Source organism: Nonomuraea sp. NPDC051941, from assembly GCF_044593615.1.
On record NZ_JBIUCF010000018.1, the window covers coordinates 125,860 to 152,614 of the forward strand.

Genomic DNA, 26,755 nt, shown 5'->3' on the forward strand with positions numbered 1-26,755 from the left:
CCGCTTCGGGGCGGGCGGCGTTGCATAGTGGCAGGGTGACCACGCTGACGCGCGCCGCTCTCGTGGTGGTCGCGGTGCTGCTCCTGCTGCTCGCCCTGCTGTGGGTGTTCCAGCGGCGGCTGATCTACCTGCCCGACAGCGCGCCCGTGCCGCCCGCCGCCGAGGTCGTCCCGGGCGCGCGGGACGTCACGTTCACGACCGGCGACGGGCTCCGGCTCGCGGCCTGGTACGTCCCCGGCACCCGCGGCGTGACCGTCCTGATCGCGGGCGGGAACGGGGGCAACCGGCGCGACCGCGCCCCCTTGGCCCGCGCGCTGTCGGAGCACGGGTTCGCGGTGCTCCTCATGGACTACCGCGGCTACGGCGGCAACCCCGGCACCCCGACGGAGGAGGGGCTGCGCCAGGACGCCCTGGCCGCCCGCGACCACCTCGGCGACACCCGCGTCATCTACTTCGGCGAGAGCCTGGGCGCGGCCGTGGTCACCCGGCTCGCCCTGGAGCGCCCGCCCGACGGCATGGTGCTGCGTTCGCCGTTCACCGACCTGGCCGCCGCCGGGCGGGCCAACTACCCGTTCCTGCCGGTCAGGACGCTGCTGCGGGACCGCTTCCCGGTCGCGGAGAGCATCCGGCGGGTGCGGGCGCCGGTCGTCGTCGTGTACGGCACCCGCGACACGATCGTGCCCCCGCGGCTCAGCAGGGCGGTCGCCGAGGCGGCGGGAGAGCGGGCCACGACCGTCGAGGTCGCCGGGGCGGGCCACAACGACCTGGTCATGCTGGCCGGCGACGAGGTCGTGGGCACCGTGGTCGACCTGGCCGGGCGAATAAATCAGTAGTTCCACACCCCCTCATCGTGTACGTTCAGGAACGGAAAGATTACGTACGGTAACAATAGGGGGCCCAGTGAGACTCGTTCGCGCCGCAGCGGCGGCACTCTCCCTGGTCATGACCACCACTCCCGTCGCCGCCGAGTCGGCCCCGTCCGCGCTGGTGCGCACCGACAAGGGCATGGTCAAAGGCGAGGTGCGCAAGGACCACCGGGCCTTCCGCGGCATCCCGTATGCCCAGCCGCCCACGGGCCCGCTCCGATGGCGGCCGCCGCAGCCGGCCAAGCCGTGGACGGACGTCCGCGACGCGACGGCCTTCGGCAGCCAGTGCGCGCAGCTCGCCGAGCCCTACGGCGGCAAGACGTCGTACGGCGAGGACTGCCTCTACCTCAACGTCACCGCGCCGCGCAGGGGCCGCGACCGGCCGGTCATGGTGTGGCTGCACGGCGGCGGCAACGCCGGCGGCAACCCCGCCTTCTACGACCTGACCAGGATGGCGACCCGGGGCGGCGTCGTGGTCGTGAGCGTCAACTACCGGCTCGGCGCGCTCGGCTGGCTGGCGCACCCCGCGCTGGAGACGGGCGAGCGCTACCAGAGCGGCAATTACGGGCTGCTCGACCAGCAGGCGGCGCTGCGCTGGGTGCGGCGCAACATCGCGGCGTTCGGCGGCGACCCCCGCAACGTGACGGTGTTCGGGGAGTCCGCCGGAGCCGCCGACATCTGCGCCGGCCTGGCCTCGCCCACCGCCGCCGGGCTGTTCGACAAGGCGATCGTGCAGAGCTTCAGCTGCTCTTCCCCCACCCGCACCGAGGAGCAGGCCGAGGCCGAGGGGGCCAGGTTCGCCGCGGCCGTGGGCTGTGCCGCGGGGGCCGCCGCCTGCCTGCGGGCGCTGCCGGTCAAGACGCTGCTGGAGGCGTTCCGGGGCCACAACCCGTACCCGGTCGCGGGCGGCGACCATGTGCTGCCGCTGCAGCCCCGCGCGGCGATCGAGAGCGGCCGGATCAACCGCGTGCCCGTCATGCACGGCAACACGCTCGACGAGATGCGCCTGTACGCCGGCCTGACCTACCCGAAGCCGATCACGCAGGCGCAATACGAGCAGTTCGTGCGCGCCACGTACGGGGCCAACGCCGGCCAGGTCCTGGCCCGCTATCCCGCCACCGGCCCCGACCTGCGGATCGGGCTGGCCACCATGCTGACCCACGGCACCGGCCCGCTCGCCACCTGCACGCACCAGGACGCCTTCGGCCTGCTCTCCCGGGCCGGGGTCGAGGTCTACGCCTACCAGTTCGCCGACCGCGCCGCGCCGCCGCTGATGGACGTGCCCGGTTTCGAGGAGGGCGCCGAGCACGCGACGGAGCTGGTCTACCTGTTCCCCGGCCTGCTCGGCCGGCTCAACGCCGAGCAGGAGAAGCTGTCGAACGCCATGATCGGCTACTGGACGTCGTTCGCCCGCGACGGCCACCCGAACGCCCCCTGGGTCCCGCGCTGGCCGCGCTTCAGCGGCTCCGGCGACGTGCTCAGCCTGGCTCCGGGGCGCGGCGGCATCCACCTGACCGACACTGCCGGCGCCAGCAATTGCGCCTTCTGGGGCTCTTTGCAGTCATGAGGGCTCATAATGCGGGTTGTCCCTGAAGATCCGCGAGCCCCCGAGGTGAGCCATGAAACCGCTCCGCGTCGTCGTGGCCGCCGTGGGGGTGGGGGCGCTTCTGGCCGGCGGCTTCCTGTTACTGCGCGGCGGCGAGACCCCGCCGCCGCGTGATCGCCTGACGGTCGCGCCCGTGGTCGTGCGTCCCAACGTGCTGGTGGACGCCCAGGGCGCGGTCCTGGAGGAGCTCACCGGCGACTGCTCGGCCGGCCGCTACCCGTACGTCTGCACTCAGGCGAAGGAGGAGCTCGACGAGGACCTGCTCCGCCGCGGCGGCCTGACCATCGTGACGGCGATCGACCAGCGCGTGCAGCGCGCCGCCCAGCAGGGCATCGACCGGTACGTGCGCCGCGAGGACGCGCCGGTCGCCGCCCAGGCCATGATCGTGCCGGGCACCGGCGAGATCAGGGCCCTGGCCGCCAGCCGGGCGCTCGGGCCCGGCAGCAATCTGCCCGGCGGCCGGTTCGGCTTCCAGCAGGGCACCACGGCGATGGTGTACACGCTGACGGCCGCGCTGGGGAGCGGCATGCGTTACGACGACGGATTCCCTTACCTCAGCCAGTATCGGGCGGCGAACTACCACGCGTTCAAGAACTGCAAAGGTCAGAACGTCGCCGAGCCGTCATTCTCGATCCTCAACAGGCAGCGCGACCACGGCGCGTTCACGACCCTGCGCTCGGGCACCCGGACCGCCGAGCACACGTTCTTCATCAAGCTGACGGAGAAGGTCGGCCTGTGCGAAAGCGTGCAGGCGGCCAACCGCCTCGGGCTCAAGCGGGCCGACGGCCTGCCATTCCAGGAATTCGAGACGTTCCCGTTGGGGATCAACGAGGTGGACCCGGTCTCGCTCGCCGGCTCGTACGCCACCCTCGCGGCGCACGGCAGGCGGTGCGAGCCGCGGCTGGTCACGGAGGTGCGCGGCGACTCGGGCGTCGTACGTTCCTTCCCGGCGCGGTGCCAGGAGGCGCTGGAGCCCGCGGTCGCCGACGCGGTGACCGGCGTGCTGGCGGAGGCGCTGGCCAAGGGCCCGCTCAAGGGGCTCGGCCGGGACGCGGCGGGCATGGAGGGCACCACTGACGAGTTCTCCAGCGCCTCGTACGCCGGCTACACCCCCGACCTGGCCTCCGCCGTTTCGCTCGGCGACCCGCGCGGCGCGCTCAAGCACAAGCTGTCGGACATCACCATCGGCGGCCGTCGCTACCGGCACGTCGAGGGCACGTCGATCCCCGGCCCGATCTGGAAGTCCTCGATGACGGAGGCGCTGGCCGGCAGCGCGGGGACGGCGTTCGCGAAGCCGGACCTGGCGCGCTTCGGCGGCTGCCGCGACCACTGCGCACCGTAAGCGCTCCGGCTCCCCCGATCAGGCGGGGTGGTCGAGGAGTGACTCCAGCTCGGCGACCGCGTGGGCGCGATGGATGTCGAGGGTCGTCACCGCCTCGTCGGCGGCGAGGCGGCGCAGGGCGTCGAGGGTGGCGCGGTGCTCCTTGACGACCCGCTCCCGGTTGCCCGCGTCGCCGTAGTACATCGACCGGTAGGCGTCCGTGGTGTCCCACAGGGTCCTGATCAGGCGGACCAGCCGGGGCATGCCCGCGCAGTCGAACAGCGTCATGTGGAACAGCCGGTTGGCCGTCGCCATGGCCAGCACGTCGCCCGCCGCGGCGGCCCGCTCGACCTCCTCCTGGGCCGACTCCAGCCGGGAGAGGTCGTCGTCCGTGAGCCGCTCGACGGCCCGCCGGACGGCCTCCTCCTCCAGCAGCTCACGGATGCGGTAGACCTCGCGCAGGTCGTCGAGGGAGAGCATGGCGACGCAGTAGCCCTTGTGCGCCTTGTAGGTGACCAGGCCCTCGCCTTCGAGCGTCTTGAGCGCCTCGCGCAGGGGGACGCGGCTGACCTGCAGCTCCTCGGCCAGCGCGTCCTGCCGGATGGGGGCGCCGGGGCGCAGGCGCCCGGTGGTGATGGCAAGGCGGAGCTCGCCCAGCACGAACTGCTGGGCCGTCGGCGGCCTGCGTCGTGCCTCGTCCGAACTCATCGCCCCAATATCTCACGAACCCATTCCTCGTCCTCCCCCAGCCGGGGCGGCCGGTGGCGGTAGGAGGGCGGGGTGGCGCTGAGCCGCAGGGGGTTCGCGACCTGGCCGACGCCGTCGAGCCGTACGGAGGGCTCCAGGCCGAGGTCGTCGGCCAGGGCGAAGGCGGCGGCCAGGTCGTTGATCGGGCCGCAGGGCACCCCGGCGGCGGTGAGCGTCTCGAACCACTCGTCGGCCGTACGGGCCGCCAGCGCCGCGTTGAGCTCGGCGACGAGCCCGATGCGACCGGCGACCCGGTCCGCGTTGGTGGCGTAGCGGGGATCCCCGGCGAGGTCCGGGCGGTCCAGCGCCCCGCAGAGGGCCTGGAACTGGCGGTCGTTGCCGGCCGCGATCACGATCGGGCGGTCGGCGGCCTCGAATACCTCGTACGGGACGATGCTGGGATGCCGGTTGCCCATCGCCTGGGGCACCACTCCGGCGGCGGCGTAGGCGGAGGCGTGGTTGGTGAGCGCCGACAGGAGGGACGACAGCAGCGAGACCTCGACGTGCTGCCCCTCGCCGGTGCTGTCGCGGTGGCGGAGCGCGGCCAGGATGCCCAGCCCGGCGTGCAGGCCGGTGATCACGTCCACCAGCGCCACGCCGGCCTTCGTCCCGGGCCCGCCGGGCTCGCCCGTGACGCTCATCAGCCCGCCCACCGCCTGCGCGATCAGGTCGTAGCCGGGCAGCCCGGCCCCGGGTCCCGACCCGAACCCGGTGATCGAGCAGTACACCAGCCCGGGGTTGAGCTCGCGCAGCGAGGGGTAGCCGAGCCCGAGCCGGTCCATCGTGCCGGGCCGGAAGTTCTCGACCACCACGTCCGCCCGGGCGGCCAGCGCCCGGGCGACCTCGACGTCCGCGCGCAGGTCGAGGGCGATCGAGCGCTTGTTGCGGTTGACGCCGAGGAAGTACGTGGCCTCGCCGTCGGGCGCGTACGGCGGTCCCCAGGCGCGGGTGTCGTCCCCCGCGCCCGGCCGCTCCACCTTGACCACCTCGGCGCCCAGATCGGCCAGCAGCATCGTGGCGTACGGCCCCGCCAGCACCCGGCTGAAGTCCGCCACCAAGAGCCCCGACAGCGCACCACTCACGCCGGCGCCCCCAGGTAGACGGTCATCGTGTGGGTGAAGAACTCGCGGGCCGCCCGCCCCTGCTCCTTGGGCCCGAACCCGCTCTGCTTGACCCCGCCGAACGGCACGTACGGGAAGGTCCCGGCCGACTCGGAGTTGATGTGCAGCACGCCGACGTCCAGCCGATCGACCGCCTGCAGGGCCACCCCCAGGTCCCTGGTGAAGATGGCCGCCGACAGGCCGTGGTCGCTGAGGTTGGCCAGCCCCAGCGCCTCCTCGGTCCCCGACGCCCGCACCACGCCCACCACGGGCCCGAACAGCTCGGTACGCCAGAAGTCCACCCCGGTCCCCGGCAGGTCGAGCACGGTCGGCGGTACGAACCAGCCCTCGCCGTCGTACGGGGAGGAGCCCGCCAGCGGCTTGGCCCCCTCGTCCACGGCCCGCGCCACCCCGGACGTCACCCGGTCCCGGGCGGCCGAGCTGACCAGCGGGCCCATCTCGACGCCGGGCGACAGGGGGTCGCCGACCACGAGGCGCGCGGCCCGTTCGGCCACCCGCTCCAGCAGTTCGTCCGCGACCGGGGAGGCCACGATGAGCCGCGAGGTGGCCGTGCACTTCTGGCCCGTGGAGCGGAACGCGCCGAGGCAGACCTGCTCGGCCGCGTGGTCGAGGTCGGCGTCGGCGAGCACGACGGAGGCGTTCTTGCCGCCCATCTCCGTCTGCACCGGCTTGCCCAGCTCGCCGCAGCGCGCGATCACGGCCCGCCCGACCGCCGTGGAACCGGTGAACGAGATCGCGTCCACGCCGGGGTGGTCCACGATGGCCGAGCCGGCCTCGGCCTCGCCGTACACGAGGTTGAGCACGCCGTCCGGCAGCCCCGCCGAGGTCAGCGCCTGCGCCAGCCGGTAGGCCAGCAGCGGCACCAGCGACGACGGCTTCCACACGACGGTGTTGCCGTAGCTGAGCGCGGGGGCGATCTTCCAGGCGGGGATGACGATCGGGAAGTTGAACGGCGTGATCAGCCCGGCCACGCCGATCGGCTTGCGGACCACGAGGACGTTCTCGCCGGGCCGCGGGGAGGCGAAGATCTCGCCGCTCTCCCGGTCGGCCTCGCCCGCGTAGTAGCGCAGGATCCGGGCCGAGCCCCGTACCTCGGCGACCGCCTCGGGCAGCGTCTTGCCCTCCTCGCGGGCCAGCTCGGCGCCCCACTCCTCGGCGGCGGCGTCCACCAGGTCGGCGGCGGCCACGAGCACCGCCGCGCGGGCGTGGTGGGGCGTCGCCGCCCACTCCGGCGCGGCCGCACGGGCCGCGGCGACGGCCCGCTCCACCTCGGCGGCGGAGGCGAAACGCCCCCGCGCGACCACTTCGCTGGGCCGGGCCGGGTTGGTGTCGGCGAACTCCTCGCCGTCGCCCTCGACCCAGCGGCCGCCGATGAGATTCAGAAGGTCCATGGTCAACGAACCCTAACTGTGCAATATTGGATTTTCAATATTGGATCCAAAATACGGAGGCCATCCGATGATCACCCCGACCGCGCTCTTCGCCATCGACACGCTGCTCACCGAGGAGGAGCGCGAGATCAGGAACACGGTCAGGCGCGTCTGCGACCGGGAGATCCGCCCGAACGTCGCGGAGTGGTTCGAGACCGGCGAGCTGCCGGCCCGCGAGCTGGCCCGCACGCTCGGCTCGCTGGGCGTGCTCGGCATGCACCTGGAGGGGTACGGCTGCGCGGGCATGGGCGCGGTCTCGTACGGGCTGGCCTGCCTGGAGCTGGAGGCGGCCGACTCCGGGCTGCGCAGCCTGGTCTCGGTGCAGGGCTCCCTCGCGATGTACGCCATCTGGAAGTACGGCAGCGAGGAGCAGAAGCAGGAGTGGCTGCCCGCGATGGCGGCCGGCGAGCGCATCGGCTGCTTCGGCCTGACCGAGCCCGACTTCGGCTCCGACCCGGCGGGCATGCGGACCACGGCCAAGCGCGAGGGCGGCGACTGGGTGCTGAACGGCACCAAGATGTGGATCACCAACGGCTCGGTCTCGGACGTGGCGGTGGTGTGGGCGCGTACGGACGAGGGCGTCAGGGGCTTCCTGGTCCCGGCGGGCACCCCGGGCTTCACCGTGAACGACGTCAAGCACAAGATCTCGCTGCGCGCGAGCGTGACGAGCGAGCTGGTGCTCGACGGGGTGCGCCTGCCGGACGCGGCCATGCTGCCCGGCGCGCGGGGCCTGTCGGGGCCGCTCGGCTGTTTGAACGAGGCGCGGTTCGGGATCGTGTTCGGGGCGATGGGGGCGGCGCTCGACTGCCTGGAGACGGCCATCGCGTACGCAGGTGACCGCGAGGTGTTCGCCAGGCCGCTGGCCTCGTTCCAGCTCACCCAGGAGAAGCTCGCCGACATGGCGCTGGAGCTGGGCAAGGGCCTGCTGCTCGCCGTGCACCTGGGCCGGCTGAAGGAGGCCGGGACGATCACCCCCGAGCAGGTGAGCGCCGGCAAGCTGAACAACGTGCGCGAGGCCCTGGAGATCGCCAGGAAGTGCCGCACGCTGCTCGGAGCGAGCGGCATCACCCTCGAATACCCGGTGATCAGGCACTCCGTGAACCTCGAGTCGGTGCTGACCTACGAGGGCACGTCCGAGATCCACTCCCTGGTCCTGGGCAAGGCGCTCACCGGGATCGCCGCGTTCCACTGATCAGAATGTCTGCCAGGTCGCCTCGGTGACCTGGCACGGCCCGCCCTGGTGCACCCGCAGCCGCGCGGCGACAAGGTCCAGCGCGATCGTCGCGACGGTCTCCCACCGCTGGTTGATCGGCATCGTCTGGTCCGGGTGGGCGCAGACGGGCGCGTCCTCGGGGCCGTGGCTGAGCATGGCCAGCGCCCGCTTGGTGTGGTCGTCGCTGCTCAGACCCTCGGTGTTGGCCCGCAGGTGCTGGAACCTGGCGTACGTGCTGGGCCGGTCGGTGGAATGCCGCTCGTCCTTGGCCAGCGCGGGGTCGAGGAAGTGGTTGCAGTGCTGCAGCACGCCGTCGGGCTCCGGCGGTATGACCGCGACGCCGGCCGGGGAGATCTCGATCGAGGCCGCGTCGGACGAGGTCACGGCCGTGATGACGGTCGAGGCGGAGACGGTGGCCGAGCGCGCGATGTCGGCGGCCTCCTCCACCGTGGTGGCCTCGTCCAGGATTTTGCGGGCGATCAGGTGGACGGGCACGCCGAGGTCGGCCGTGTCGGAGTCGTGGCGCAGGATGTTGAAGTGGATGCCGAGCCCGCCCGTGTTCACCCCGATCTTGGCCAGCGCCCCGGCCTCGGTGAATGTTCGCACGACGTGCCCCGGACGCGGCTCCAGCTCCCAGAGCATGGGCGCGTCGCGCAGGTGGTCGTGCCAGTCCCACGTCTGCACCGTGCGCGGCGCCTCCCCCGCCCCGGGCAGCACGACGGAGGTGGAGCACTCCCCCTCGCCGGTCGCGTCGATGGCGGCCAGGATCTCCGTGCGCGCGTTGACGACGGCGACCTGCCAGGGCTCCAGGCCGGCGCCGCGCGCGATCCCCGCGATCTCCTCCGCCAGGTGCGGCGCCCAGTCGGCGGTGCGCTCCAGGCTCAGCTCGCCCCACGTACGGACCTGCGTCGCGGTGGCGCCCGCGACGGTGAACAGGTCGGTGTAGCCGGAGAGGTTGGCACGGATCGCCTTGCTCCGCTGCGTGCCGAGTTCTTTGCCACGGGCTCGGGGGTCAATCTGCGTCGACGTGAAGCTGGGGAAAGTCATGAACCATCCATCAGGTCGGCGAGCCTGGGGTTCTCGGCCGCGAACGAGGCGCGGACGCGCGCGTACCGCTCGGCGTCGATGTCCTGGCTCAGTTTGAACATGCTCTTCTCGGTATGCACATGCACCCGAAAAGCCACTACCCCGGGCAAGAGCGCCGCGAACCTCTCCCTGGACGCCGGGGTCGGCTCCCAGGAGGGCGAGCGGAGCGACTCCAGCGCCGTGACGGTGCGCTCCACCACGTCGAGCGCGTCGTCGAGCAGTTCCACCCGTCCCGTCACGTGCACGGCCGCGTAGTCCCAGGTCGGGACGGCCGGGTCGGTCGCGTACACGGTGGGCGAGACGTACCCGTGCGCGCTGGAGAAGACCACGAGCACCTCGGGCGAGGACTCGAAGGAACGCCAGTGGGGGTTGGCGCGGGCCATGTGGCCGAGCAGCGCGCCGCCTTCGAGGACGCCGTCCTCGAGGATGACGGGGACGTGCGTGGCGACCGGCACGCCGTCCACCGTGCTGACGACCAGGGCGAACGGGTTCCGCCTGACCAGCTCGACCGCCTGGGCCGGCTCCTTGGCGGCGTAACGGGGGAAGACGTGCATCGGGCTACCCCACCGCGCTCAGGATCGCGTCCCAGGCGAGCTCCGACGCGAGCGTCCCGAAGCCGGTGGGCTTGACGCTCACCAGGTCCACCTCGTCCGTGGTCATCGCGAACAGCACGTCGCCGTCGTTCATGGTGTGGAACGGCTGGATGCCGCGGTGCATGGAGCTGTGCACCTGGCGGCCCACCTGGAGCAGCTCGATGTCGGTCAGCTTCACGTTCGTCACCATGACGGTCAGCGTGGTGTTGCCCATGACGGCCGGGGCCGGGTCTCCGACCATCGCGGCGTAGTCGGCGCCGGGGTGGCGGCGGGCGCCGTCCTCGGCGTGGTAGTTGCCGCGCACGATCCCGCCCTGCCGGTCAACGACCGCGCCGACGGCGTTGACCACGGTCGCCACCAGCACCTTCGCCTCGCCGAACGTGCCGAACGCGGCACCCTGGCCGGCGAACTCCGCCCGGCCGAAGTCCACCTTCCCGGCGCTCGCCGTGCGGCCCGCGCCGCACCGGCCCACCGGGAACTCGCCTTCGACGGCGTTGCGGAGCGCGGCCCGGCCCAGCTCGCCGTCCGGGTAGACGGCGGTCTCCCTGGCCGAGAAGTCGTAGATCACCGCGCCGGACACGAGCTGGAGGTCGTCCCAGCGGGTCCGGTTGTCCCTGCGGGCCAGCAGCTCGTCGCTCACGCCCGCGGCGGCGGCCAGACCGTACACCGAGCCGCCGGCGAAGCAGATGGCGTGGTTGTAGTCGTACCCGCCGCTCATGCCGACCGCGCCGCCGCGCGCGTCCACGGCCGTGCGCGCACCCGCCGGCACGTGGATCACGGTGCACCCCGTGGGGCCCTCCGCGTACTCGGCCGTGCCGACGAGCACGCCGGGCAGGTCGAACGCGACCGACCCGCGGCCGGGGCTGGCCTGCGGGGCCAGCGGCAGGTCCGCGTTGCGCGGGACCCCGGGCGCGAACGCGGACGGAGTTGCAAGCCGGGGCTCATTCGTCACAGAGTCGTTCATAGGGCCTCCAAAAGCTGTTTCGAATACTCGTGAGCGGGCGCCGAGTAGAACGTGGCCGTGTCGGCGGTCTCGACGATCTCGCCCTTGCGCATGACCGCGATCCGGTCGGCGACGTAGCGGACCGCGCCGAGGTCGTGGGAGATGAACAGGGCGCTGAACCCGTACTCGGCCTGCAGGTCCTTGATGAGGTTGAGGATCTGCACCTGCACGGAGATGTCGAGCGCGCTGACGGCCTCGTCGAAGACGATGAACCTGGGCCGGGTGACCAGCGCGCGGGCGATGGAGACGCGCTGCCGCTGGCCGCCGGACAGCTCATGGGGGTAGCGCGAGGCGAACGACGCCTCCAGCCCCACGTGCTCCAGCATCTCGGTGACCGCGTCGCCGGCCGGGCGGCCGAGCACGTCCAGCGGCTCGGCGACGCTCTGGCCGACGCGCATGCGCGGGTTGAGCGACCAGTGGGGGTGCTGCAGCACGGCCTGCATCCGGCCCGCCAGCTCGCGCCGCCGCTTGGGGAAGGGGCGGCCGTCGAACCTGACCGTGCCGGACGTGGGCCGCTGCAGGCCGAGCGCGACCCGGCTGCTGGTCGTCTTGCCCGAGCCGGACTCGCCGACCAGGCCGAGCGTCTCCCCCTCCGCGACGGACAGGGACACGTGCCGCATGGCGTCCAGGTGGATGCGCCGCAGCGGCGGACCCGCGGCGAAGGTGACGGTGACGTCGTCGAGTTCGAGTATCACGCCGCCACCCCTGCTCATGGCCTCACTCCGTTCGGCGGCTCGGTCGCTGGAATCCGTCGCCTTCCCTCGTCGCTTCGGTCGCTCCGCTCCCTGCGCTCCTCAGTCCAGGCGACGGCGCTCCCTCGCAGGGCGCGGTGGCAGAGCACGTCCTGCTCGCGGACCCGGACCGGTTGGGGGCGCTCGTGCTCGCAGCGCTCCTCCGCGAACGGGCAGCGCGGCGCGAAGGCGCAGCCCGGCGACGGCCCGGTGAGCACGGGCGGGCGGCCGGGCACGGGCTCCAGGCGGACGCCGTGGGCCGCGGCGGCGGGCGCCGACCCGGCCAGCGCCGCCGTGTAGGGGTGGGCGGGATGGCCCAGCACCTCGCGGGCGGGCCCGGTCTCGACGACCCGGCCGCCGTACATGACCGCGACCCGGTCGCACCTGCGGGCGACGGCGGGCAGGTCGTGGCTGAGCCACAGGATGCTCGTCCCGGCCGCGGCGGCCAGGGAGAAGACCACGTTCAGCACCTCCTCGCGCACCTGGCTGTCCAGCGCGGCGGTCGGCTCGTCCGCGACGAGCAGCTCGGGCTCGGTGGCCATGGCCATCGCGATGGCCACCCGCTGCGCCATGCCGCCGGAGAGCTGGTGCGGGTACGAGCGCACGACGCGTGGGTCGTCGAGCTTGACCCGCCCCAGGTGGAAGCCCACGTCGGCGCCGCGCCCGAGCACCAGGCGGAGCTGGTCGCCGACGCGCATGGTCGGATTGAGCGAGGCGATCGGGTCCTGGAAGACGAACCCGAGACGTTTCCTGCGCAGGTGGCGCAGCCGGTCGGCGGGCAGGTCGAACACCGGCTCCCCGGCCACCACGACCTCCCCCTCGCTCCGCCGGGCCGCCCTGGGCAGCAGCCGGCCCACGGCGGAGCCGAGCGTGGACTTGCCGGACCCGCTCTCGCCGACCAGGCCGACGGTCTCCCCCTGCGCCACCTCCAGGTCGGCGCCGTCCAGCGCCCTGGTCTCGGCGTAGTCGATCACCAGGTTCCGCACCGTGAGCAGGCTCATGTCAAAGACCTCGTCTCCCGGGGTTCGAGCCGGTCGCGCAGCCCGTCGCCCACCACGTTGATCGCCAGGATCGCCGCCACGAGCACGACCCCCGGGCCGAGGATCAGCCAGGGCGCGGCGATCATGTAGGTGCCGCCCTGCTGGATCAGCACGCCGAGCGAGGCCTGCGGCGGCTGCACGCCGAACCCGAGGAAGCTCAGCCCGCCCTCGACCGCGATCCCGACCGACAGCGCGTACGTGCCCTGCACCGCGATCGTGCCCGCCACGTTGGGCAGCACGTGCCGGCCGAGCACGCGTGGCAGCCCGGCCCCGCTGATGACGGCCGAGGTGACGTAGTCGCGCTGCGACACGGCCACGGCGGCGGCCCGCACCAGCCGGGTCATCAGCGGGATCGTCACCAGCACGATGCTGGCCAGCGCCGCCGTCTGCCCGGGGCCGAGCACCGCGGCGACCAGGATCGCGAGCACGATGGCGGGGAAGGAGTAGAGCACCTCCACCAGGCGCATCACCAGCTCGTTCAGGTAGCCGCCGCGGTATCCGGCGATGATGCCGAACGTCGCGCTGAGCGCCGCCGTCACCAGCACGGCGACGGACGACAGCAGCAGCGTCGTGCCCACGCCCTCCATGACGCGCGGAAGCACCGAGCGGCCCAGGTTGTCGGTGCCCAGCCACCAGCCGGGCCCCGGCGGCTGCAGGCGCGGGCCGACGATCGCGTCCGGGTCTCCCCCGGCCCCGACCAGCGAGCCCAGCGCGAACACCACCAGGACCGCCAGGCAGACGAGCCCGCCGATGGACAGCCGGTCCAGCTTCCTCATGAACGCCTCCCCGCCAGCACGCCCAGCCTCGGGTCCAGGACCCCGACGAGCAGGTCGATCAGCACGTTCATCACGATGAACACCGCCGCCGCCAGCAGCACGCCCGCCTGCACGACCGCGTAGTCGCGGCGGCCGACGGCCTGCACGATGTAGGAGCCGACGCCCGGCAGGTTGAACACGTGCTCCACGATGAGCGCCCCGCCCAGCAGGTACGCGGTGATGGTGCCGAGCAGCGTCACCACCGGGGTGGCGGCGTTGCGCAGGATGTGGTGCCGGACGATGAACCACGGCGACTCGCCGCGCCCGACGGCGGCCGTGACGTACGGCTCGACCAGCACGCCGAGCACGGCGTCCCGGGTGGTCCTGGCGGTGACGGAGATGGCGAACACCGACAGGACGGCGGCTGGCAGCACCATCGTGGCCAGGTTCGCGGCCGGGTCCTGGGTGAACGGCACCCACGTGCCGACCTCCAGGCCGAGCGCGTACCGGGAGAAGACGAACACGACCAGGCTGCCCAGCACGAACTCCGGCACGCTGACGCCGAGCCCGCTGAGCAGCCGCCCCGCCGCGCCGCCGCCCGGCGAGCGGTCTGACTGGGAGCGCACGGCGGTGAGCACGCCCAGGGGCACCCCCGCCAGCGCGCTGGCGACCACGGCCAGCACGGTCAGCTCGCCGGTCACCGGCAGCCGGGCCAGGAGCTCCGTGCCGACCGGCTGGCGGCTGATCATCGAGATGCCGAAGTCGCCGCCCGCGACGGCGGCCAGCCAGTGCCCGTACTGCATGAACACCGGCTGGTCGAGCCCGTAGCGGGCGGCCAGCTCCGCCTTCTGCTCGGCCGTGGCGAACGGGCCCAGCACGGTCTCCGCGAAACCGCCGGGCATCAGGCGCACGGCCGTGAAGATCAGCACGGAGACGCCCAGGAGCGTGGCGGCCGAGCTGAGCGCCCGGCCGGACCACCACATCAGCAGGCGCATGGTTACTGGGTCTTCTTCACGCGGGCGTCGGCGATCAAGCGCAGCACGTTGCCGTACCCCTCGGTGGCGTACAGGCTGGGGCTGAGCGCGTCGGTCCGGAACGCGATCGTGGCCGGGCGGGTGACCAGCGGGATCATCTGCGCGTCGGTGTCGGCCTTGGCGCAGACTGCCGCCAGCGCCTCGTCGCGGGCGGCTCCCGCGGGCTCCTTGCCGGCCGCGTCGATGAGGGTGTTCAGCTCCTTGTCCGGCTTCATGAAGCCGACGTTGAAGCCGGCCGTCTCCGGGTTCCACCACTTGGTGACCATGCCGGGGTCGGCGTAACCGGCGAACCAGGACATCGCGGCGTCGAACTCGGCGGGCGCCTTGCCGTACACCTTGCCCGACCAGCTCGCCTCGTCCAGCTGCTCGATCTTCATGGTGATGCCGGCCTGCTGGAGGTTCTGCTGGATCACCTGGGCGACCGCCGGGGCGGGCTCGGTGGAGAAGATGCTGAGCGTGAACGTCAGGTTCTGGGCGCCCGCGTCGGCCAGCAGCTTCTTCGCCTCGTCCACGCTCTTGGACGCCGACGGCAGTGCGGCCGGGTCGCACGCGCCCGGCAGGCCGGCCGGGGTGATGGCCGTCGGCTTGCCCTTGCCGCCGAGCGCCACGTCGGCGATCTGCTTCGGGTCGAGCGCGATGGCGACGGCCTGGCGCACCCTCGGGTCGGCGAACTTGGAGCCGGCCGCCTGGGTGTTGAGCATGAGGTAGTAGAAGTCCGTGGTGGCCTGGGTGACGACCTGGACGTTCTTCGCCCCGGCCAGCATGGTCGCCGAGTCGACGTTGCCCAGCGTGGCCAGGGCGGCGCTGCCGTTCTGCAGGGCGGCGATGCGCGCGGCCTCCTCGGGGGCGATCGTCACGTTGACGGCGTCGGCGGCCGGCTTGCCCTTGGCCCAGTACTTGTCGTTGCGCTTGAAGGTCCACGACACGTCCTGGCGGTGGTTCTCCACCACGTACGGGCCGGTGCCGAGCAGCGTCTTGGCCGGGTCGACCGACTTGTCGTCGATCTCCTTCATGGGCAGGACGGCGGCGGGGATGTTGGCGAGGGCGGCCAGGAACGGCGTGTACGGCTCGCTCAGGGTGACCTTGACCGCGCGGTCGCCGTCCTTGGCGACCGACTTGACCGGGCCGAGCTGGCCGCGCCAGACCGACTTGGAGGCCAGCAGCCGCTTCAGGCTGCCCACCACGTCGTCGGCCGTCATCTCGCGGCCGTTGGAGAAGGTGACGCCGTCGCGCAGGTGGAAGACGTACGTCTTGGGGTCGGGGGTGTCCCACTTCTCGGCCAGCATGGGCTGCACGCTGAAGTCGGGGCCCACCGTGACCAGCGTCTCGTAGGACAGCGAGAGCAGCTGCCAGGTGGTGGCGACGTCGGCGAGCTGCGGGTCGTACCCGGTGGCGGCGCCGCTGTCGATGTGCACGGCCAGGTTGAGCGTGCCACCGGTGGGGAGCGACGGGTCGGCTGTGGCGAGGTAACCGGTCGGATTGGGCTGGTCGGGGGCTGTGGCGGGGGTGGTGGTCGTTCCGGTGGCGGCGCAGGCCGAGGCCAGCAGGGCTGCCATGACACCGCAGGCCAGGCGTATGGGACGCATGGGCCTCTTCTCCTCTAGTGGCAGGAACGTTCGGCGGCGCTCGGCGGGACGTCGAGCGTGGGGTTGCGGTCGAAGAACCCGACCGGCTTGAGTACGAAGCCGCACGTGTCGACCGGCATGATCGGCCAGTCCTCCGTGCGGGGGAAATGTGTCAGGCCGAACGTGTGCCACAGCACGATGTCCTGCCCGTCGATGTCGCGGTCGGCCCTGGTGTAGGTGGGCAGGCCCGCGCCGCCGGGATGCTGGTTGACCAGGTCACCGGCAGGATAGCGCTCTGCGGGATGGTACCGCGTCACCCACAGATGCCTGGTCGCGAACTCGGCCCGCCTGCTGATCGACGACTCCGGGTGCGCGAGCAGGGCCGGCTTGCCCTCGGGGTGCAGGGCGTAGCCGACCGGGCGGCCGAGGCGGTTGCGTACGTCGGGGTTGACGACATGCCAGGTGCGCTCCCTGGCGAGGTCGGCGTCGCGCCGCCCCTCCCCCTCGGTGCGCAGCCGCTTCACGGCGCGGCCGAAGGCGTTGCCGTACGGGCTCTCGACCGCGACCGCCTCCACCTCGTCGACCGCGTTCGCCACGCCGTCCACCGTCATGTCCAGCCGGGCGCTGAACAGGTGCTGGTGGTACGGCGCCGCCAGCCCCGGCGCGACCTCCGAGCTGTAGGGCGCGGCGCGGTCGTCGTAGGCGCCGGTGAAGACGATGCCGGTGGCCTTGACCTCCAGCTCGATGGTCCCGTCGAGGTAGAGGTACCAGTAGAAGCCGTAGTCGTAGTTGCCCACCGTGACGAAGAACGAGATCACCAGGCGCCGCTGCCTGCGGGTCTCCCTGGAGCCGTTGGCCGGATCGGTGTGCTTCCACAGCACGCCGTAGTCCTCTTCGTGCATGCAGATCGCGTTCGCGATCACCTTGGGCACGCCGGCGCCGTCCGTCACGACGGCGTCGAAGTAGGTGATCTCGCCGAGGCAGTCGCACCCGAGCTCCAGGGAGTTGGCCAGCTTGCCGAGCTGGTACTCGCCGGTGTCGAAGTAGTTCTGCCAGAACCGGATCGGGCTCGGGTCGCCGTACGGGACCAGCATCTCCGCCACCGACGCCCGGTAGACGATCGGCCTGACGCGGCCGTCGTCCTCGAAGCCGATCTGGTGCAGGGTGAGCCCTTCGCGCATGTCGTAGCCGAGGCGCAGGCTCCACTTCTCCCAGGTGATCAGGGGGCCGTCGACCGTGAAGCTGGGGCCGTCCGGCTGGGTGATGTGGATGGGCTTCTGCGTGGTCCGGTGCGGGCCCAGGTGGTAGTCGCCGGGCTCGGCGGGGATCGGCTGGGGGCCGGTGTCCACGATCTCCATGACCTCGCCCTTGACCAGGTCCACGTACGCGACCAGGCCGTCCACCGGGTGGGCCCACGGGAGGCTCTCGGGCGTGGGCATCAGGTGCGCCAGCACCCTCGCCACCCGCCGGCCCTTCTCATTGGGGAGACCGAAGTTGCCCGCGCTCAGCGCGGCCAGGTAGACGCCCGCCGGGTCCTCGATCCCCCGGCGCCGCAGCGCCTCGGCCCAGGCCGGGTCCTCCCGCAGCACCCGCCTGACCAGGGCGTGCTCCTCGTCCAGCATGGGCACCTGGCCGTCGGTGACCGGGTCGATGGGCCTGCGCTCCTCGACCGTGGCCGCGCCGATCGACACGATCACGTCCTCGGCCGTCTCGGTGGCCAGGTCCAGGAGGAACACGCGGGCCCGGCGTCCGGCGGGGGCGCCCGGCTCGTACGCCAGGACCTCGCCCTTCGGCGGCTCCTCGAGGCCGAGGTAGGACACCCGCACCGTGTCGGTCAGCAGGCCCTCCTGCATCAGGATCCGCCTGACCTCGTCGATCTCCTGCGCGGCGAGGGGGTCGAGAGGATGGGGGTGCTTCCCGGAGGTCAGGTGCAACGTTCCGCCCCTTTCTGATGCCGGAACGTTCCGGCAAGGTTTGGGCTAACTTAGTTGCGACCCCCGGACGGAGACAAGACCCAACCGCCACCCGAAACAGACCGTTTACCGAAGCCCCCACCACCCACGCGGACCTCCGCCCGCCCCTGGGTCGCGCCACCCGACGAGGGAGAACACCGGACGGCCCGGCACCTCGTGAGACGCGCAGACTGCCGGAAGCCCCGCCACACTGGAAACGCCGAACCACCGGAAGGCCCCCCTGCGCGCGAGACGCGGAGACCGTCGGTCGGTCCGGTGGGGGCGCGGCGGCTCGCTCGGCGGAAGTGGGCGATCAGGGCCGCTAGCATCGGGGCGTGCGAGCAGACGAGGGGCGCGAGCGGGCAGGCGTGCGCACGGAGGAGCCGGTCACGATCCTCACCGTCGCCAGGGAGGCGGGGGTGTCGAAGACGACGGCCTCCGACGCGCTGCGCGGCTCCGGGCGCGTCTCCGAGCGCACCCGGGAGGCGGTCGCGCAGGTCGCCGAGCGGCTCGGCTACGTGCCCAACGGCTCGGCCAGGCACCTGCGCAAGGCCAGCACCGGCACCATCGGCCTGCACGTTCCCGAGGTCCTGACCCGCTCCTCCTACTACATGTCGTTCGTGTTCGGCGTGGTGGAGCAGGCGGCGCGGCACGACTACGACGTCACGCTGATCACGTCCGGCCAGCGCCGCTCACGGCCGCCGCGCGTGGACGGCCTCGTGCTCGGGGACCCGCTGGGAGGCGACCCCGTGGTGGAGAGCCTGATGGCGACGGGCCTGCCGACGGTCTCGTGCGAACGCTTCCCCGGCTCCCGGCAGGCGGACGGCGTGGTGTGGTCGGAACACGCCTCGATGCTGGGCCGCCTCCTCGACCACCTGCGCGAGTCGGGCGCGTCACGGCCGGCGCTCATCGTGGCCGGGGACGAGAGCGACTGGGCGGCCAGCGTGCACCGGGGCTACCTGGAGTGGTGCGCGGCGCACGGGGTGGTGCCGCTGGTGCGACGGGTGTCCTTCGACGCCTCGGGCGACGAGGTCCGCGCCGCCGCCCGCGCCCTCCTCGACACCGCCGGGGTCTCCGGCCGGGACGCCGGTCACGAGCCGGATGAGGCGGGGGCAGTCTTGGGGCGGGGCGGGGATGGGCCTTTGGATGCCCTGGTGTGTGCGCCGGCCGGGGCGGCGACCGAGGTGGCGCCGCTGCTGCGGGAGGCAGGCGTGAACGTGCTGCTCGCCTCGTGCGTCGACAGCGCCGCCACCCGCCAGTCCGATCCGCCGATCACCGCGATCGACCTGCGCCCGAAGGAGGCGGGGGCGAGCTGCGCGGAGTTGCTGTTCGAGCTGCTGTCCGGGGCCGCGCCCCTGGGCACGGAGCGCGTACACCCGATAGAGCTCTCCATCCGCGCCTCGACCCGCCCCCGCCCGTAGCAGCGGCTCAGCCGAAGTTGACGTCGCTGCAGAAGTAGAACGACTGGTCCATGTGCGAGGCCTGCCAGATCGTGTAGATCACGTGACGGCCGGTACGCGATCCCTTGCTGATGTTGTTGATCATGTACACGTCACCGGGCGCGTACTTGGGGGTCGTACGGACCAGCTCCAGGTGGTTCCAGCCCAGGGGCGTGGTGAGGGCGTTGTAGCCCTGGCGGGTGATGTAGACCCTGATGTAGTCCGCACCGTGCCTGGCCTGGTCGTTCAGGCGGATGTTGAAGGTGCTGCCGGTGAGGTTAGCCATCGTCCAGGCCCCTGGCTTGTCCATGGAGCGGTAGCGGCCGCCTTCGGTCAGGCCGGCGCTGCACAGCTGGCCGTTGGGGATGACCGCCTCATGGTTGCCGGCGACCCCGTTGCGGTAGAGGCCGTTCCAGTTCCACATGGCGTTGGTGTTGTCCTGCCACGCCTGCCAGCACATGGGGTCCTGCTGCTGCATGGCGGGGTTCTGGAAGTCGTTGCCCCAGCGCAGCCAGCAGCCGTAGTTGCGGGAGGCGGGGTCGACGACCGAGCCGTGTGCCGAGGCGGACTCGGCCAGGGGGACGGCGAAGATCATCGCCGTTGTCAGCAGCACCGCGAGGGCGCGCCGCGCCCAGCGGTGGGGTCCGGCTTGGGGCATAGTGCGATCTCCGTGTTCCGGTCGGGGGGTTCCGGGAAGGGGGAGCGCTCCGCGGGGCGACCGTATCTGACTCCGCAAGTCCACACAAATGACGGGCTATGTCAGCTCATGGCCATCACGCCGCACACCCAGGTCGGCGTGCCGGATGAGCAGCGGAAAGGGCTTTCCCACCAACCCGGCAGATTGACTGAAACTTTCAGTTATGTCCGACCCGGAGAGGTTGTATCAATATGTGACTGACCCAGAACTTAAAGTGATGAGAATTGGGGAAGTAGCATGTGAGCGAGAGTAAGGTTCCCGATACTTGGTGGGTGACCACAATGGCGACGATCGAACCGACCGGCACGGGGCGCGCAGTTATTCCGGGCCGGGCGCCGTTCACTGTCGACGACCTACTCGAACTCCCGGACGACGGGAACCGCTACGAGCTCTTCAACGGGAGCCTACTGGTGAGCCCTGCCCCCACAGTCCTGCACCAGATCGCCATAACTTATGGGCTGCTCCTCCTCAAGCATGCGGCGCCACCGCAGATGGAGGTGTTGACGACCGTCAATCTAAAAGCCACCAATCAGGACGTCTACATCCCTGACCTTGTCGTCGTGCCCAAAAAGAGGTCGCGAACTACCGGGCTCATGTTCTCGCCTCAGGACGTCCTGCTCGCGGTGGAGGTGGGCAGCCCGAGCACCAAGATGCGGGACAAGGTTCTCAAAGCCGAAGCGTATGGAGACGCGGGCATCCCCGTTTACTGGCGGATCGAGCCGGAGGAAGGGCCGACACTCTGGGTCTACGAGCTCAAAGACGAGTGCTATGACACGCCGGTCCGCTACAAGGCCGGCACCCTCGCGAGCTTTACCTGGCCGTTCCCTGTCAGCTTCGACCCTGCCGAACTGCTCGGCGACTAGCGGCGCTCATCTGGAGCGGTGCTGAGCCAGAGGCGGAGTAAGTGGCGGCGGCGGAACGGCTCGGGGTGGTCCTCGTAGGAGGTGCGGCTGTGCAAGGTCACGTGGTTGTTGAGGAACTGCAGGTCGCCGGGCCGGAAATCCATGGTGAGCGTGAAGCGGGGATCGTTGGTCAGGTCGTCGAGGAGGGACATGGCCTCCTCCTGCGCCGGGGTGAAGGGCGGCACGGTGGCGCCGCGCTGGGCGGAGCGTAGGTAGTCGGGGCCGTACGCGATGGACACCCCACCCTCAGGGCGAGCCGCGCAGATCGGCTTGGTGTAGAAGCTGTCGGGGCCGTCGCCCGTGCGGCGGTCGTGCCACCACGGCTCGTAGAGGACCTCGGCCAGGTCAGGCCGGGTGCGCACGACCTCGTTGTGCACCGCCACGGAGCTGACGACGGCGCTGAGGCCGCCGGATTTCGCCGGACGGACGCAGAGCAGGGCCACAACGTCGGTCGGGTCGCTGTGGTAGCCGAGCCGGCCGCTGTGCTGGTAGCTCTTGGTCCGCGCATGGGACGGGTCGGCGCCGGTGTCGCGTACGTGCATCAGCGGCGCCCCCTCCGGGGGCTGCGGGACGATGCCGCCCACGTGGGACGCGAGGCCGAGGGCGGCCGTCTCGCACTGGCGCTCGCTCAGCCCCTCGACGGGCACCCCCTGGATCAGCGCGAAACCACGGCCGTGCGTGAGCTCGTCGCGCACCCGGCGCAGGACGGGGCCGAGCGTCGGCAGCCGGAAGCTCTCTCGCGACACCTCACTCCCCGCCGCAAGCACTTCCCGCCGGTGCGCCTCCGTAACCTCACTCCCCGCCGCGTGCACTTCCCGCCGGTGCGCCTCCGTGACCTCACTCCCCGCCGCGTGCACGGCGGCGAGCACCTCCTGCCGGTGCGCCTCCGTGAGCCGGATCCGCCAGCTGTCGTCGCCTCTCAGCTCCGACCCCAGCCACTCCCCCGGGCCCAGCACCTCCGCCACCGCCATGGCGTGACACCACCTCTCGATCGGCAGACCGTTCGAGAATCACCTTGCCCTTCCGGATCGCCCCGGGCAGCCCCGCATCGCCCACGGCATAACGTCTTCACCCAGGGCGGAACTCGTCGGACGGTGTCGTCCGGGCTGCCAGTGAGGTGTAGACGGTCACCTCGTCCGGCTGGACCAGCCCGTCCTGGATCGCGCAGATGAGGAGTTTCTCCTTGGTCGGCGCGGGGCGGCCGGCGGCGGCGTACTTGACCCTGGCGCGGTCGATGTACTGGCGCACGGTGCGCTCCTTGATGCCCATCCTGGCCGCCACCGACGCCTTCGACATCGACTGGAACCAGAAAAGCAGCGCCGCCCGCTCCTTGTCGGACAGCTGCGGCCGGTGCGGGCCCTCGTCCGTGGCGATCGCCTGGGCCATGGGCGGCGTGACGGACGGCCGGTCGGCCGCCACCTCCAGGATGGTCTCCAGGCAGGATTCCCGGGTGGCCCGGCCCTTGCCGATGAACGCCGACGCCCCCGCGTCCAGCACCGCGCGCACCGTCTCCGGCTCCTCGTGCTCGGAGAAGACGATGACCCGCTGGCCGCCCGCGCACAGCTCGGCTACCCGGTCCACGACCATGGTGCCGTTGAGGTTGAGATCCAGCAGGAGCACGTCGGCCTGCACGCCCCGTACGGATTCGATGGTCGGCCCCTGCGCGACCAGCTCCACCGGGCTCGGCGGCCCGAACCACGACCTCACGCCGTCCACCACCACCTGATGGTCCTCCACCAGGGCGACCGTCACGCGTCCCGCCGCTCCGCCGGCGGGCCCTCCCAGATGCTGTTGACCCATACCTCCCCTCCCTGCCGCTGATAGGTGACGACGACCCCGCTCGGCTCCCGTACCGGGGTGGCGCTGACGGGCAGGTCGTCGTTGTCGGCCACGACGGCCACGCTCACCATTGTGGACATCGCGGACACCGTGACCCTGGCCCGCGACCTCGCCCCGTCCAGCGCCCGTACGGGTGCTCTGAGCAGATCCTCCCGTACGCCGTCCGGCAGCGCGGGCATGCGCTCCCCGAACGGCGGCGCCGTCACCAGGACCTGGCGCCGCTCGGCCGCGTCGATGCGCTCGCGCAGCACCGAAATCAGCTCGTCCGGTACGTCCTCCCGCTCCGTGATGAGCCGCCGCAGCCGCATGGCCCCGGCCGTGCAGTCCTCGCGTACGCGGGGATCCCCCGGGTCGGCCCCGTCGGCGAGCTGGTCGAGCAGCGACTCCGCCACGTCACGGATCGCGGCGTAGCGGCGGATCCGGTCGGCGTGGATGCGCTGGGCGGACTCCCGCCAGGCGTCGTCGGCGGCCAGCCGGCGGGCCAGCAGCGCGGCGTCCTCGGCGCGGACGCGCAGCGTGTGGCAGCCCGCCGCGTAGCCGAGCTGGAGCGTGATGCTCCCCACCATGACCATGAGGTATTTGGCGATGGAGACCCGGTCGTCGGTCCCCGTCACGATCATCGCCGTCAGCATGATCCCGGCGTTGAGCGCGAGGAACGCGATCAGCTCGCGCCGCCAGGCCGGCCGGTTCCACAGGAGCAGGACGCCGACCCAGCCCACCGAACCCCATCCCCAGTCGCTGGGGCCGAGCAGGTCCTCAGGGCGGCAGGACACGATCACCGCGATGTCCGCGGCCAGCACGACGGCGGCCAGCACGCGGGCCCTGGCCGGCCCTTCGAACGCCGTGACCAGCGATCGCGCCGCGATCACGACGACCGCCGTGTAGGCGATCCAGGCCACGGCCACCAGCCACGGCCAGCGGAAGGCCGGCCAGCCCGAGACGGTGACGGTGAGGTCGTAGCCGGTGTGCCAGACCGCGGTGATCACGACCGCGCCGATCGCGGTGTAGCGGGCGTACCGCTGCGCCACCTCTTCGATGTCATCGGTCATGACCGCCCCCAACGCCGCGAGCCGCCCCCCGGGCCGCAGATGCCGCCGGTCATGGCCGCCACCACAGGCTCACCCGGGTGCCCTGGTCGCCGGACCGGATGTCGGCGCCCGCGTTCGGGAGCGAGCGCATCGTGTCGAGGATCGACCCGCGCACGCCGAACCGGTCGGACGGCACCCGTTCCATGTCGAAGCCGCCTCCCGCGTCCGCGACCTCCACCCTGATCTCGCCGTCGGACCGGCTGGAGACCAGCTCGGCCTCGCGCACCCCGGCGTGCAGCGCCACGTTGGCCAGCGCCTCGGTGACCGCGCGGGCGAACCGCTCCGCGACCTCCCCCGGCACCGTCTCCGGCGTCAGCCGCCTGCGGACGTCCAGCCCCGTCACCCGCCCGGCCACCTCGTCGAGCAGGGCGTCCAGGGCGATGGGCGCGGACTCGGTGCTCGGCCGGTCGCGCAGCTTCTCCAGCGCCGCCAGGTCGGCCACCGCCTGCCGGCGCAGGGTGGGCGAGGGCTTGTCGTACGTCCCCAGCCCGACCATCGTCAGCGTGTGCAGCGACGTCTCGTGGACGCTGCCGACCTGGCGCAGCTCGTCCTCGCGGCGCAGCCGCTCGACGATGAGCGCGATCTCGGCGCGCGCGCTCTCCCGCAGGAACGCGTCCGCCGAGGCGGCGGAGCGGCGCAGCAGCGTCATCAGCAGCACGATGCAGAGGATCTGCACGAGGTGGATCCCCAGCGTCCCGGCCACCTCCTGGTACGGGGCCGCCAGCCGCATCCCGGCCAGGTACGCCCCCGCCACGACGAGCCCGACGGACACGGCCACCCACGGCCGCCACGTGACCCCCGATACGACGATGGTCATCGTCACCAGCCCCGCGATCCAGCTCGACCCGCCCTCGAGCGCGGCCCCGCCGACGAGATGGCCCTGCGCGAGGCAGAGGGCGACGGTGATGACCGCGTCACCGGCCACCAGCCAGGCCGGAAGCCGCCGGCCGCGCCAGGCCACCCACAGGAACAGCCCTGTCCACACCAGGTCGACCGCGAGCGCGGGCGCCAGCCAGGCGACGGACACCGGTGGAACGGCGCCGAGGGTCGCGGCGACGATCGCCACGAACCCCACCACACCCCGTGCCCCCGCACCGGTGCGCGCGATGGTCCGCTCCATGTGCCTGGTCGCGGAGTCGTATCTCGTGGAACCGGGGAGAGACATGAGCCGCCCGCTCGCGATGACAGCACAAGACGGGCTTCACAATAACGTAAGAGCGTCCGTGTGGCGCCGGGTGGAGACATGGATCGCATCGTCATTTCCCTCGTGCCGGCTCTGCTCGCGGTGTTGACCGCCTCCCCGCACCCTCGCTCCCCGCGCGTCCCGCGGCACGACGGCTGATCGGCCGTCATTCGCTACGACGGCCGATCAGCCGTCAGTCGCGTCTGCTCGGCAGCGCGTGTACTGGGCTGCGGGTCGCGACGATGCGACGAGAGGGGACCTCATGACCTTGCTGGTGATCTCGATCCTGGTCGGCTGCCTGTCGGTGATGACGGCCCGCGGCCGCCGGGGGAACTGGCCGCCCGGCATGCCGGTGGCCCGGCCGCGCCTGGTGGCGGTGGGGGGCACGTACGAGGGCTCGCGCGGGCGGCCGTCGGACGCGTACGTCATCCAGGAGCGGCTGGTCGCGGCGGCCCGCGGCGCGGCCGGCGGCGGGGCGGCCCACACGGCCGCGGCCCTGGCCCTGGGCGCCGTGGTCAGCGCCAGGCCGAAGTACCAGGAGAACCTGGACGAGTGCGCGCAGGCGGCGCATCGCGCCGTGCGGACCGCGTCCCTGCGCGGCGGCGCGGGGTCCGCCCTGGTCACCAGCCTGGACGTGATCGTCCTCGAACCGGGCGAGAGCCCGCGCCTGCGCTTCGCGCACGTCGGCGACGGCGCGATCTGGCACTGCCCGAAGGGCGGGCGACCGCAGCAGCTCACCACGTCGCACTCCTTCGGCGACGGCCCGCCGTTACGCGGGATCGGCTTACCGTCGGAGCTCAACCCCGAGGTCGGCGCCGTTCCGCTCCGTCCTGGCGACCGCGTCGTGGTCGTCACGAGCGGCGCGATCAGGGCGCTGGGGGCGGCGCGCATGAAGGAGCTGGTCACCGGGGGGATGTCGCCGAGCGCGTGCCTGGACCGGCTGTACGACGAGATGGCCGCGGCCGACCCCAAGGACGACGCCACGGTGATCATCGCCGACTACGCCACCGCCTGAGACGTCTGCCCGGGCCGGGATCCGGCTAGGCAGAGGTCCAGGAGGCTTCTACGCTCCGGTTGTGGCGGACATCAGCTACTTCGACGCGTGGCAGCTGTGGCTCCAGGGCAGGCCCACCATCGGCTCCGACCTGTTCGGCGTCCCGATGCTGTGGTGGGGACGCACAGGAAAGATCCTCTCGTTCGTCGCCGGCACCGTGGTCATCATCGACCTCGTCGGGGTGGAGAAGCTCGCCCGGTACGGTGAACGCCTGGTGGGGTTCATGGCCGCCCGGATCACCGTGCGCCCGTTCATCGTCGGCCTTTTCGCAGGGATGGTCGCGGCGGCGTTCACGGTCGTCGTCACCGGGCCGATGGGCAATGACTCCCAGCTGCGGTACGGGCTCGTGCTGGCGGTCGGCAGCCTGAGCGGCGGGCTGGCGGGCGTCATCGGCTACGCGCTTCAGCATCCCAAGTTCGCTCCGGCGGCGCGGTGGGCGTCCCTGGGGCTGTTCTTGATCGGCTTCCACTTCGACCTGCTGGCCTCATAG

25 protein-coding genes are annotated in these 26,755 nt (G+C 72.0%); 8 read left to right on the top strand and 17 right to left on the bottom strand.

Features of this window, described 5'->3' with window-relative positions; translation table 11 throughout:
- Window positions 1-35: 35 nt before the first annotated feature.
- From ACIHFD_RS29030 to ACIHFD_RS29040, 3 genes are all read left to right on the top strand, one after another.
- Complete coding sequence (locus ACIHFD_RS29030) at window positions 36-833, top strand: alpha/beta hydrolase (protein WP_397369555.1); 798 nt, start codon at window positions 36-38, stop codon at window positions 831-833.
- Window positions 834-942: 109 nt separating this feature from the next.
- Window positions 943-2,433: a carboxylesterase family protein gene (locus tag ACIHFD_RS29035; protein WP_355201139.1), complete on the top strand. Its 1,491-nt coding sequence runs from the start codon at window positions 943-945 to the stop codon at window positions 2,431-2,433.
- Window positions 2,434-2,485: 52 nt separating this feature from the next.
- Window positions 2,486-3,814 (top strand): hypothetical protein, encoded by a 1,329-nt coding sequence (locus ACIHFD_RS29040; RefSeq protein ID WP_397369556.1) that lies wholly within the window; start codon window positions 2,486-2,488, stop codon window positions 3,812-3,814.
- Window positions 3,815-3,832: 18 nt separating this feature from the next.
- Here the strand turns inward: ACIHFD_RS29040 and ACIHFD_RS29045 are convergent, their stop codons facing one another.
- Genes ACIHFD_RS29045 through ACIHFD_RS29055 form a run of 3 tightly spaced genes read right to left on the bottom strand, consistent with a single transcriptional unit; the run spans window position 3,833 to window position 7,052 of the window.
- On the bottom strand, window positions 3,833-4,501 hold the full coding sequence (locus ACIHFD_RS29045; protein ID WP_397369557.1) for a GntR family transcriptional regulator: 669 nt from the start codon (window positions 4,499-4,501) through the stop codon (window positions 3,833-3,835).
- A complete protein-coding gene (locus ACIHFD_RS29050) occupies window positions 4,498-5,622 on the bottom strand; it encodes a CaiB/BaiF CoA transferase family protein (protein WP_397369558.1) in 1,125 nt (374 codons plus the stop codon). Before ACIHFD_RS29050 ends, ACIHFD_RS29045 begins: the two co-directional genes overlap by 4 nt.
- Window positions 5,619-7,052: an aldehyde dehydrogenase family protein gene (locus tag ACIHFD_RS29055; RefSeq protein WP_397369559.1), complete on the bottom strand. Its 1,434-nt coding sequence runs from the start codon at window positions 7,050-7,052 to the stop codon at window positions 5,619-5,621. The genes ACIHFD_RS29050 and ACIHFD_RS29055 overlap by 4 nt, the downstream gene beginning before the upstream one ends.
- Window positions 7,053-7,119: 67 nt before the next feature.
- On the opposite strand from ACIHFD_RS29055, the gene ACIHFD_RS29060 reads away from it, so the two are divergent.
- Window positions 7,120-8,283 carry an acyl-CoA dehydrogenase family protein gene (locus ACIHFD_RS29060; RefSeq protein ID WP_355201148.1) on the top strand — a complete coding sequence of 388 codons (1,164 nt, stop codon included), beginning with the start codon at window positions 7,120-7,122 and terminating at the stop codon, window positions 8,281-8,283.
- On the opposite strand, the gene ACIHFD_RS29065 is transcribed toward ACIHFD_RS29060, so the two are convergent.
- The 9 genes from ACIHFD_RS29065 to ACIHFD_RS29105 are packed head-to-tail and all read right to left on the bottom strand — an operon-like array spanning window position 8,284 to window position 18,045.
- Window positions 8,284-9,351: a C45 family autoproteolytic acyltransferase/hydolase gene (locus ACIHFD_RS29065; RefSeq protein WP_397369561.1), complete on the bottom strand. Its 1,068-nt coding sequence runs from the start codon at window positions 9,349-9,351 to the stop codon at window positions 8,284-8,286.
- Complete coding sequence (locus ACIHFD_RS29070) at window positions 9,348-9,944, bottom strand: FMN-binding negative transcriptional regulator (RefSeq protein WP_397369563.1); 597 nt, start codon at window positions 9,942-9,944, stop codon at window positions 9,348-9,350. The genes ACIHFD_RS29065 and ACIHFD_RS29070 overlap by 4 nt, the downstream gene beginning before the upstream one ends.
- A gap of 4 nt (window positions 9,945-9,948) precedes the next feature.
- Complete coding sequence (locus ACIHFD_RS29075) at window positions 9,949-10,947, bottom strand: P1 family peptidase (RefSeq protein ID WP_397369564.1); 999 nt, start codon at window positions 10,945-10,947, stop codon at window positions 9,949-9,951.
- Window positions 10,944-11,699 carry an ABC transporter ATP-binding protein gene (locus ACIHFD_RS29080; RefSeq protein ID WP_397369565.1) on the bottom strand — a complete coding sequence of 252 codons (756 nt, stop codon included), beginning with the start codon at window positions 11,697-11,699 and terminating at the stop codon, window positions 10,944-10,946. The genes ACIHFD_RS29075 and ACIHFD_RS29080 overlap by 4 nt, the downstream gene beginning before the upstream one ends.
- Window positions 11,696-12,718 (bottom strand): ABC transporter ATP-binding protein, encoded by a 1,023-nt coding sequence (locus ACIHFD_RS29085; RefSeq protein ID WP_397369566.1) that lies wholly within the window; start codon window positions 12,716-12,718, stop codon window positions 11,696-11,698. The genes ACIHFD_RS29080 and ACIHFD_RS29085 overlap by 4 nt, the downstream gene beginning before the upstream one ends.
- Window positions 12,715-13,533, bottom strand: coding sequence for an ABC transporter permease (locus tag ACIHFD_RS29090; RefSeq protein ID WP_185072287.1), 819 nt, complete (start codon window positions 13,531-13,533; stop codon window positions 12,715-12,717). Before ACIHFD_RS29090 ends, ACIHFD_RS29085 begins: the two co-directional genes overlap by 4 nt.
- Window positions 13,530-14,507, bottom strand: coding sequence for an ABC transporter permease (locus tag ACIHFD_RS29095; RefSeq protein ID WP_397369568.1), 978 nt, complete (start codon window positions 14,505-14,507; stop codon window positions 13,530-13,532). The genes ACIHFD_RS29090 and ACIHFD_RS29095 overlap by 4 nt, the downstream gene beginning before the upstream one ends.
- A gap of 2 nt (window positions 14,508-14,509) precedes the next feature.
- Window positions 14,510-16,132 carry an ABC transporter substrate-binding protein gene (locus tag ACIHFD_RS29100; RefSeq protein ID WP_397369569.1) on the bottom strand — a complete coding sequence of 541 codons (1,623 nt, stop codon included), beginning with the start codon at window positions 16,130-16,132 and terminating at the stop codon, window positions 14,510-14,512.
- Window positions 16,133-16,146: 14 nt separating this feature from the next.
- On the bottom strand, window positions 16,147-18,045 hold the full coding sequence (locus ACIHFD_RS29105) for a primary-amine oxidase (RefSeq protein WP_397369570.1): 1,899 nt from the start codon (window positions 18,043-18,045) through the stop codon (window positions 16,147-16,149).
- A 353-nt stretch (window positions 18,046-18,398) separates the two neighbouring features.
- Between ACIHFD_RS29105 and ACIHFD_RS29110 the strand changes: the two genes are divergently transcribed.
- Window positions 18,399-19,484, top strand: coding sequence for a LacI family DNA-binding transcriptional regulator (locus ACIHFD_RS29110; RefSeq protein ID WP_397369572.1), 1,086 nt, complete (start codon window positions 18,399-18,401; stop codon window positions 19,482-19,484).
- Window positions 19,485-19,491: 7 nt separating this feature from the next.
- On the opposite strand, the gene ACIHFD_RS29115 is transcribed toward ACIHFD_RS29110, so the two are convergent.
- The gene (locus tag ACIHFD_RS29115; protein WP_355201164.1) at window positions 19,492-20,160 is read right to left on the bottom strand and encodes a lytic polysaccharide monooxygenase; all 669 of its coding nucleotides are present in this window, start codon (window positions 20,158-20,160) and stop codon (window positions 19,492-19,494) included.
- A 320-nt stretch (window positions 20,161-20,480) separates the two neighbouring features.
- On the opposite strand from ACIHFD_RS29115, the gene ACIHFD_RS29120 reads away from it, so the two are divergent.
- Window positions 20,481-21,062 (top strand): Uma2 family endonuclease, encoded by a 582-nt coding sequence (locus ACIHFD_RS29120; protein ID WP_397369574.1) that lies wholly within the window; start codon window positions 20,481-20,483, stop codon window positions 21,060-21,062.
- Here the strand turns inward: ACIHFD_RS29120 and ACIHFD_RS29125 are convergent.
- The 4 genes from ACIHFD_RS29125 to ACIHFD_RS29140 all read right to left on the bottom strand — a co-directional run bounded on the left by ACIHFD_RS29125 (window position 21,059) and on the right by ACIHFD_RS29140 (window position 25,193).
- Window positions 21,059-22,072: a TauD/TfdA family dioxygenase gene (locus ACIHFD_RS29125; RefSeq protein WP_397369576.1), complete on the bottom strand. Its 1,014-nt coding sequence runs from the start codon at window positions 22,070-22,072 to the stop codon at window positions 21,059-21,061. The two genes, ACIHFD_RS29120 and ACIHFD_RS29125, sit on opposite strands and share 4 nt — an antisense overlap.
- A gap of 97 nt (window positions 22,073-22,169) precedes the next feature.
- A complete protein-coding gene (locus tag ACIHFD_RS29130; protein WP_397369578.1) occupies window positions 22,170-22,853 on the bottom strand; it encodes a response regulator in 684 nt (227 codons plus the stop codon).
- Window positions 22,850-23,989 (bottom strand): hypothetical protein, encoded by a 1,140-nt coding sequence (locus ACIHFD_RS29135; RefSeq protein ID WP_397369579.1) that lies wholly within the window; start codon window positions 23,987-23,989, stop codon window positions 22,850-22,852. Before ACIHFD_RS29135 ends, ACIHFD_RS29130 begins: the two co-directional genes overlap by 4 nt.
- Window positions 23,990-24,038: 49 nt before the next feature.
- On the bottom strand, window positions 24,039-25,193 hold the full coding sequence (locus ACIHFD_RS29140) for a sensor histidine kinase (protein WP_397369580.1): 1,155 nt from the start codon (window positions 25,191-25,193) through the stop codon (window positions 24,039-24,041).
- Between the two features lie 280 nt (window positions 25,194-25,473).
- On the opposite strand from ACIHFD_RS29140, the gene ACIHFD_RS29145 reads away from it, so the two are divergent.
- Together ACIHFD_RS29145 and ACIHFD_RS29150 are read left to right on the top strand one after the other, a co-directional pair.
- Window positions 25,474-26,226: a PP2C family protein-serine/threonine phosphatase gene (locus tag ACIHFD_RS29145; protein ID WP_397369581.1), complete on the top strand. Its 753-nt coding sequence runs from the start codon at window positions 25,474-25,476 to the stop codon at window positions 26,224-26,226.
- A 61-nt stretch (window positions 26,227-26,287) separates the two neighbouring features.
- On the top strand, window positions 26,288-26,755 hold the full coding sequence (locus tag ACIHFD_RS29150; RefSeq protein WP_397369583.1) for a hypothetical protein: 468 nt from the start codon (window positions 26,288-26,290) through the stop codon (window positions 26,753-26,755).

Excerpts from the sequence above, each read along its gene's own strand:
- ACIHFD_RS29095 (WP_397369568.1), bottom strand. The coding sequence starts at position 14,507 with ATGCGCCTGCTGATGTGGTGGTCCGGCCGGGCGCTCAGCTCGGCCGCC.
- ACIHFD_RS29085 (WP_397369566.1), bottom strand. The coding sequence starts at position 12,718 with ATGAGCCTGCTCACGGTGCGGAACCTGGTGATCGACTACGCCGAGACC.
- ACIHFD_RS29035 (WP_355201139.1), top strand. The coding sequence starts at position 943 with ATGACCACCACTCCCGTCGCCGCCGAGTCGGCCCCGTCCGCGCTGGTG.
- ACIHFD_RS29090 (WP_185072287.1), bottom strand. The coding sequence starts at position 13,533 with ATGAGGAAGCTGGACCGGCTGTCCATCGGCGGGCTCGTCTGCCTGGCG.
- ACIHFD_RS29080 (WP_397369565.1), bottom strand. The coding sequence starts at position 11,699 with ATGAGCAGGGGTGGCGGCGTGATACTCGAACTCGACGACGTCACCGTC.
- ACIHFD_RS29125 (WP_397369576.1), bottom strand. The coding sequence starts at position 22,072 with ATGGCGGTGGCGGAGGTGCTGGGCCCGGGGGAGTGGCTGGGGTCGGAG.
- ACIHFD_RS29040 (WP_397369556.1), top strand. The coding sequence starts at position 2,486 with ATGAAACCGCTCCGCGTCGTCGTGGCCGCCGTGGGGGTGGGGGCGCTT.
- ACIHFD_RS29070 (WP_397369563.1), bottom strand. The coding sequence starts at position 9,944 with ATGCACGTCTTCCCCCGTTACGCCGCCAAGGAGCCGGCCCAGGCGGTC.
- ACIHFD_RS29055 (WP_397369559.1), bottom strand. The coding sequence starts at position 7,052 with ATGGACCTTCTGAATCTCATCGGCGGCCGCTGGGTCGAGGGCGACGGC.
- ACIHFD_RS29100 (WP_397369569.1), bottom strand. The coding sequence starts at position 16,132 with ATGCGTCCCATACGCCTGGCCTGCGGTGTCATGGCAGCCCTGCTGGCC.
- ACIHFD_RS29145 (WP_397369581.1), top strand. The coding sequence starts at position 25,474 with ATGACCTTGCTGGTGATCTCGATCCTGGTCGGCTGCCTGTCGGTGATG.
- ACIHFD_RS29120 (WP_397369574.1), top strand. The coding sequence starts at position 20,481 with ATGGCGACGATCGAACCGACCGGCACGGGGCGCGCAGTTATTCCGGGC.
- ACIHFD_RS29115 (WP_355201164.1), bottom strand. The coding sequence starts at position 20,160 with ATGCCCCAAGCCGGACCCCACCGCTGGGCGCGGCGCGCCCTCGCGGTG.
- ACIHFD_RS29065 (WP_397369561.1), bottom strand. The coding sequence starts at position 9,351 with ATGACTTTCCCCAGCTTCACGTCGACGCAGATTGACCCCCGAGCCCGT.
- ACIHFD_RS29045 (WP_397369557.1), bottom strand. The coding sequence starts at position 4,501 with ATGAGTTCGGACGAGGCACGACGCAGGCCGCCGACGGCCCAGCAGTTC.
- ACIHFD_RS29075 (WP_397369564.1), bottom strand. The coding sequence starts at position 10,947 with ATGAACGACTCTGTGACGAATGAGCCCCGGCTTGCAACTCCGTCCGCG.
- ACIHFD_RS29140 (WP_397369580.1), bottom strand. The coding sequence starts at position 25,193 with ATGTCTCTCCCCGGTTCCACGAGATACGACTCCGCGACCAGGCACATG.
- ACIHFD_RS29060 (WP_355201148.1), top strand. The coding sequence starts at position 7,120 with ATGATCACCCCGACCGCGCTCTTCGCCATCGACACGCTGCTCACCGAG.
- ACIHFD_RS29135 (WP_397369579.1), bottom strand. The coding sequence starts at position 23,989 with ATGACCGATGACATCGAAGAGGTGGCGCAGCGGTACGCCCGCTACACC.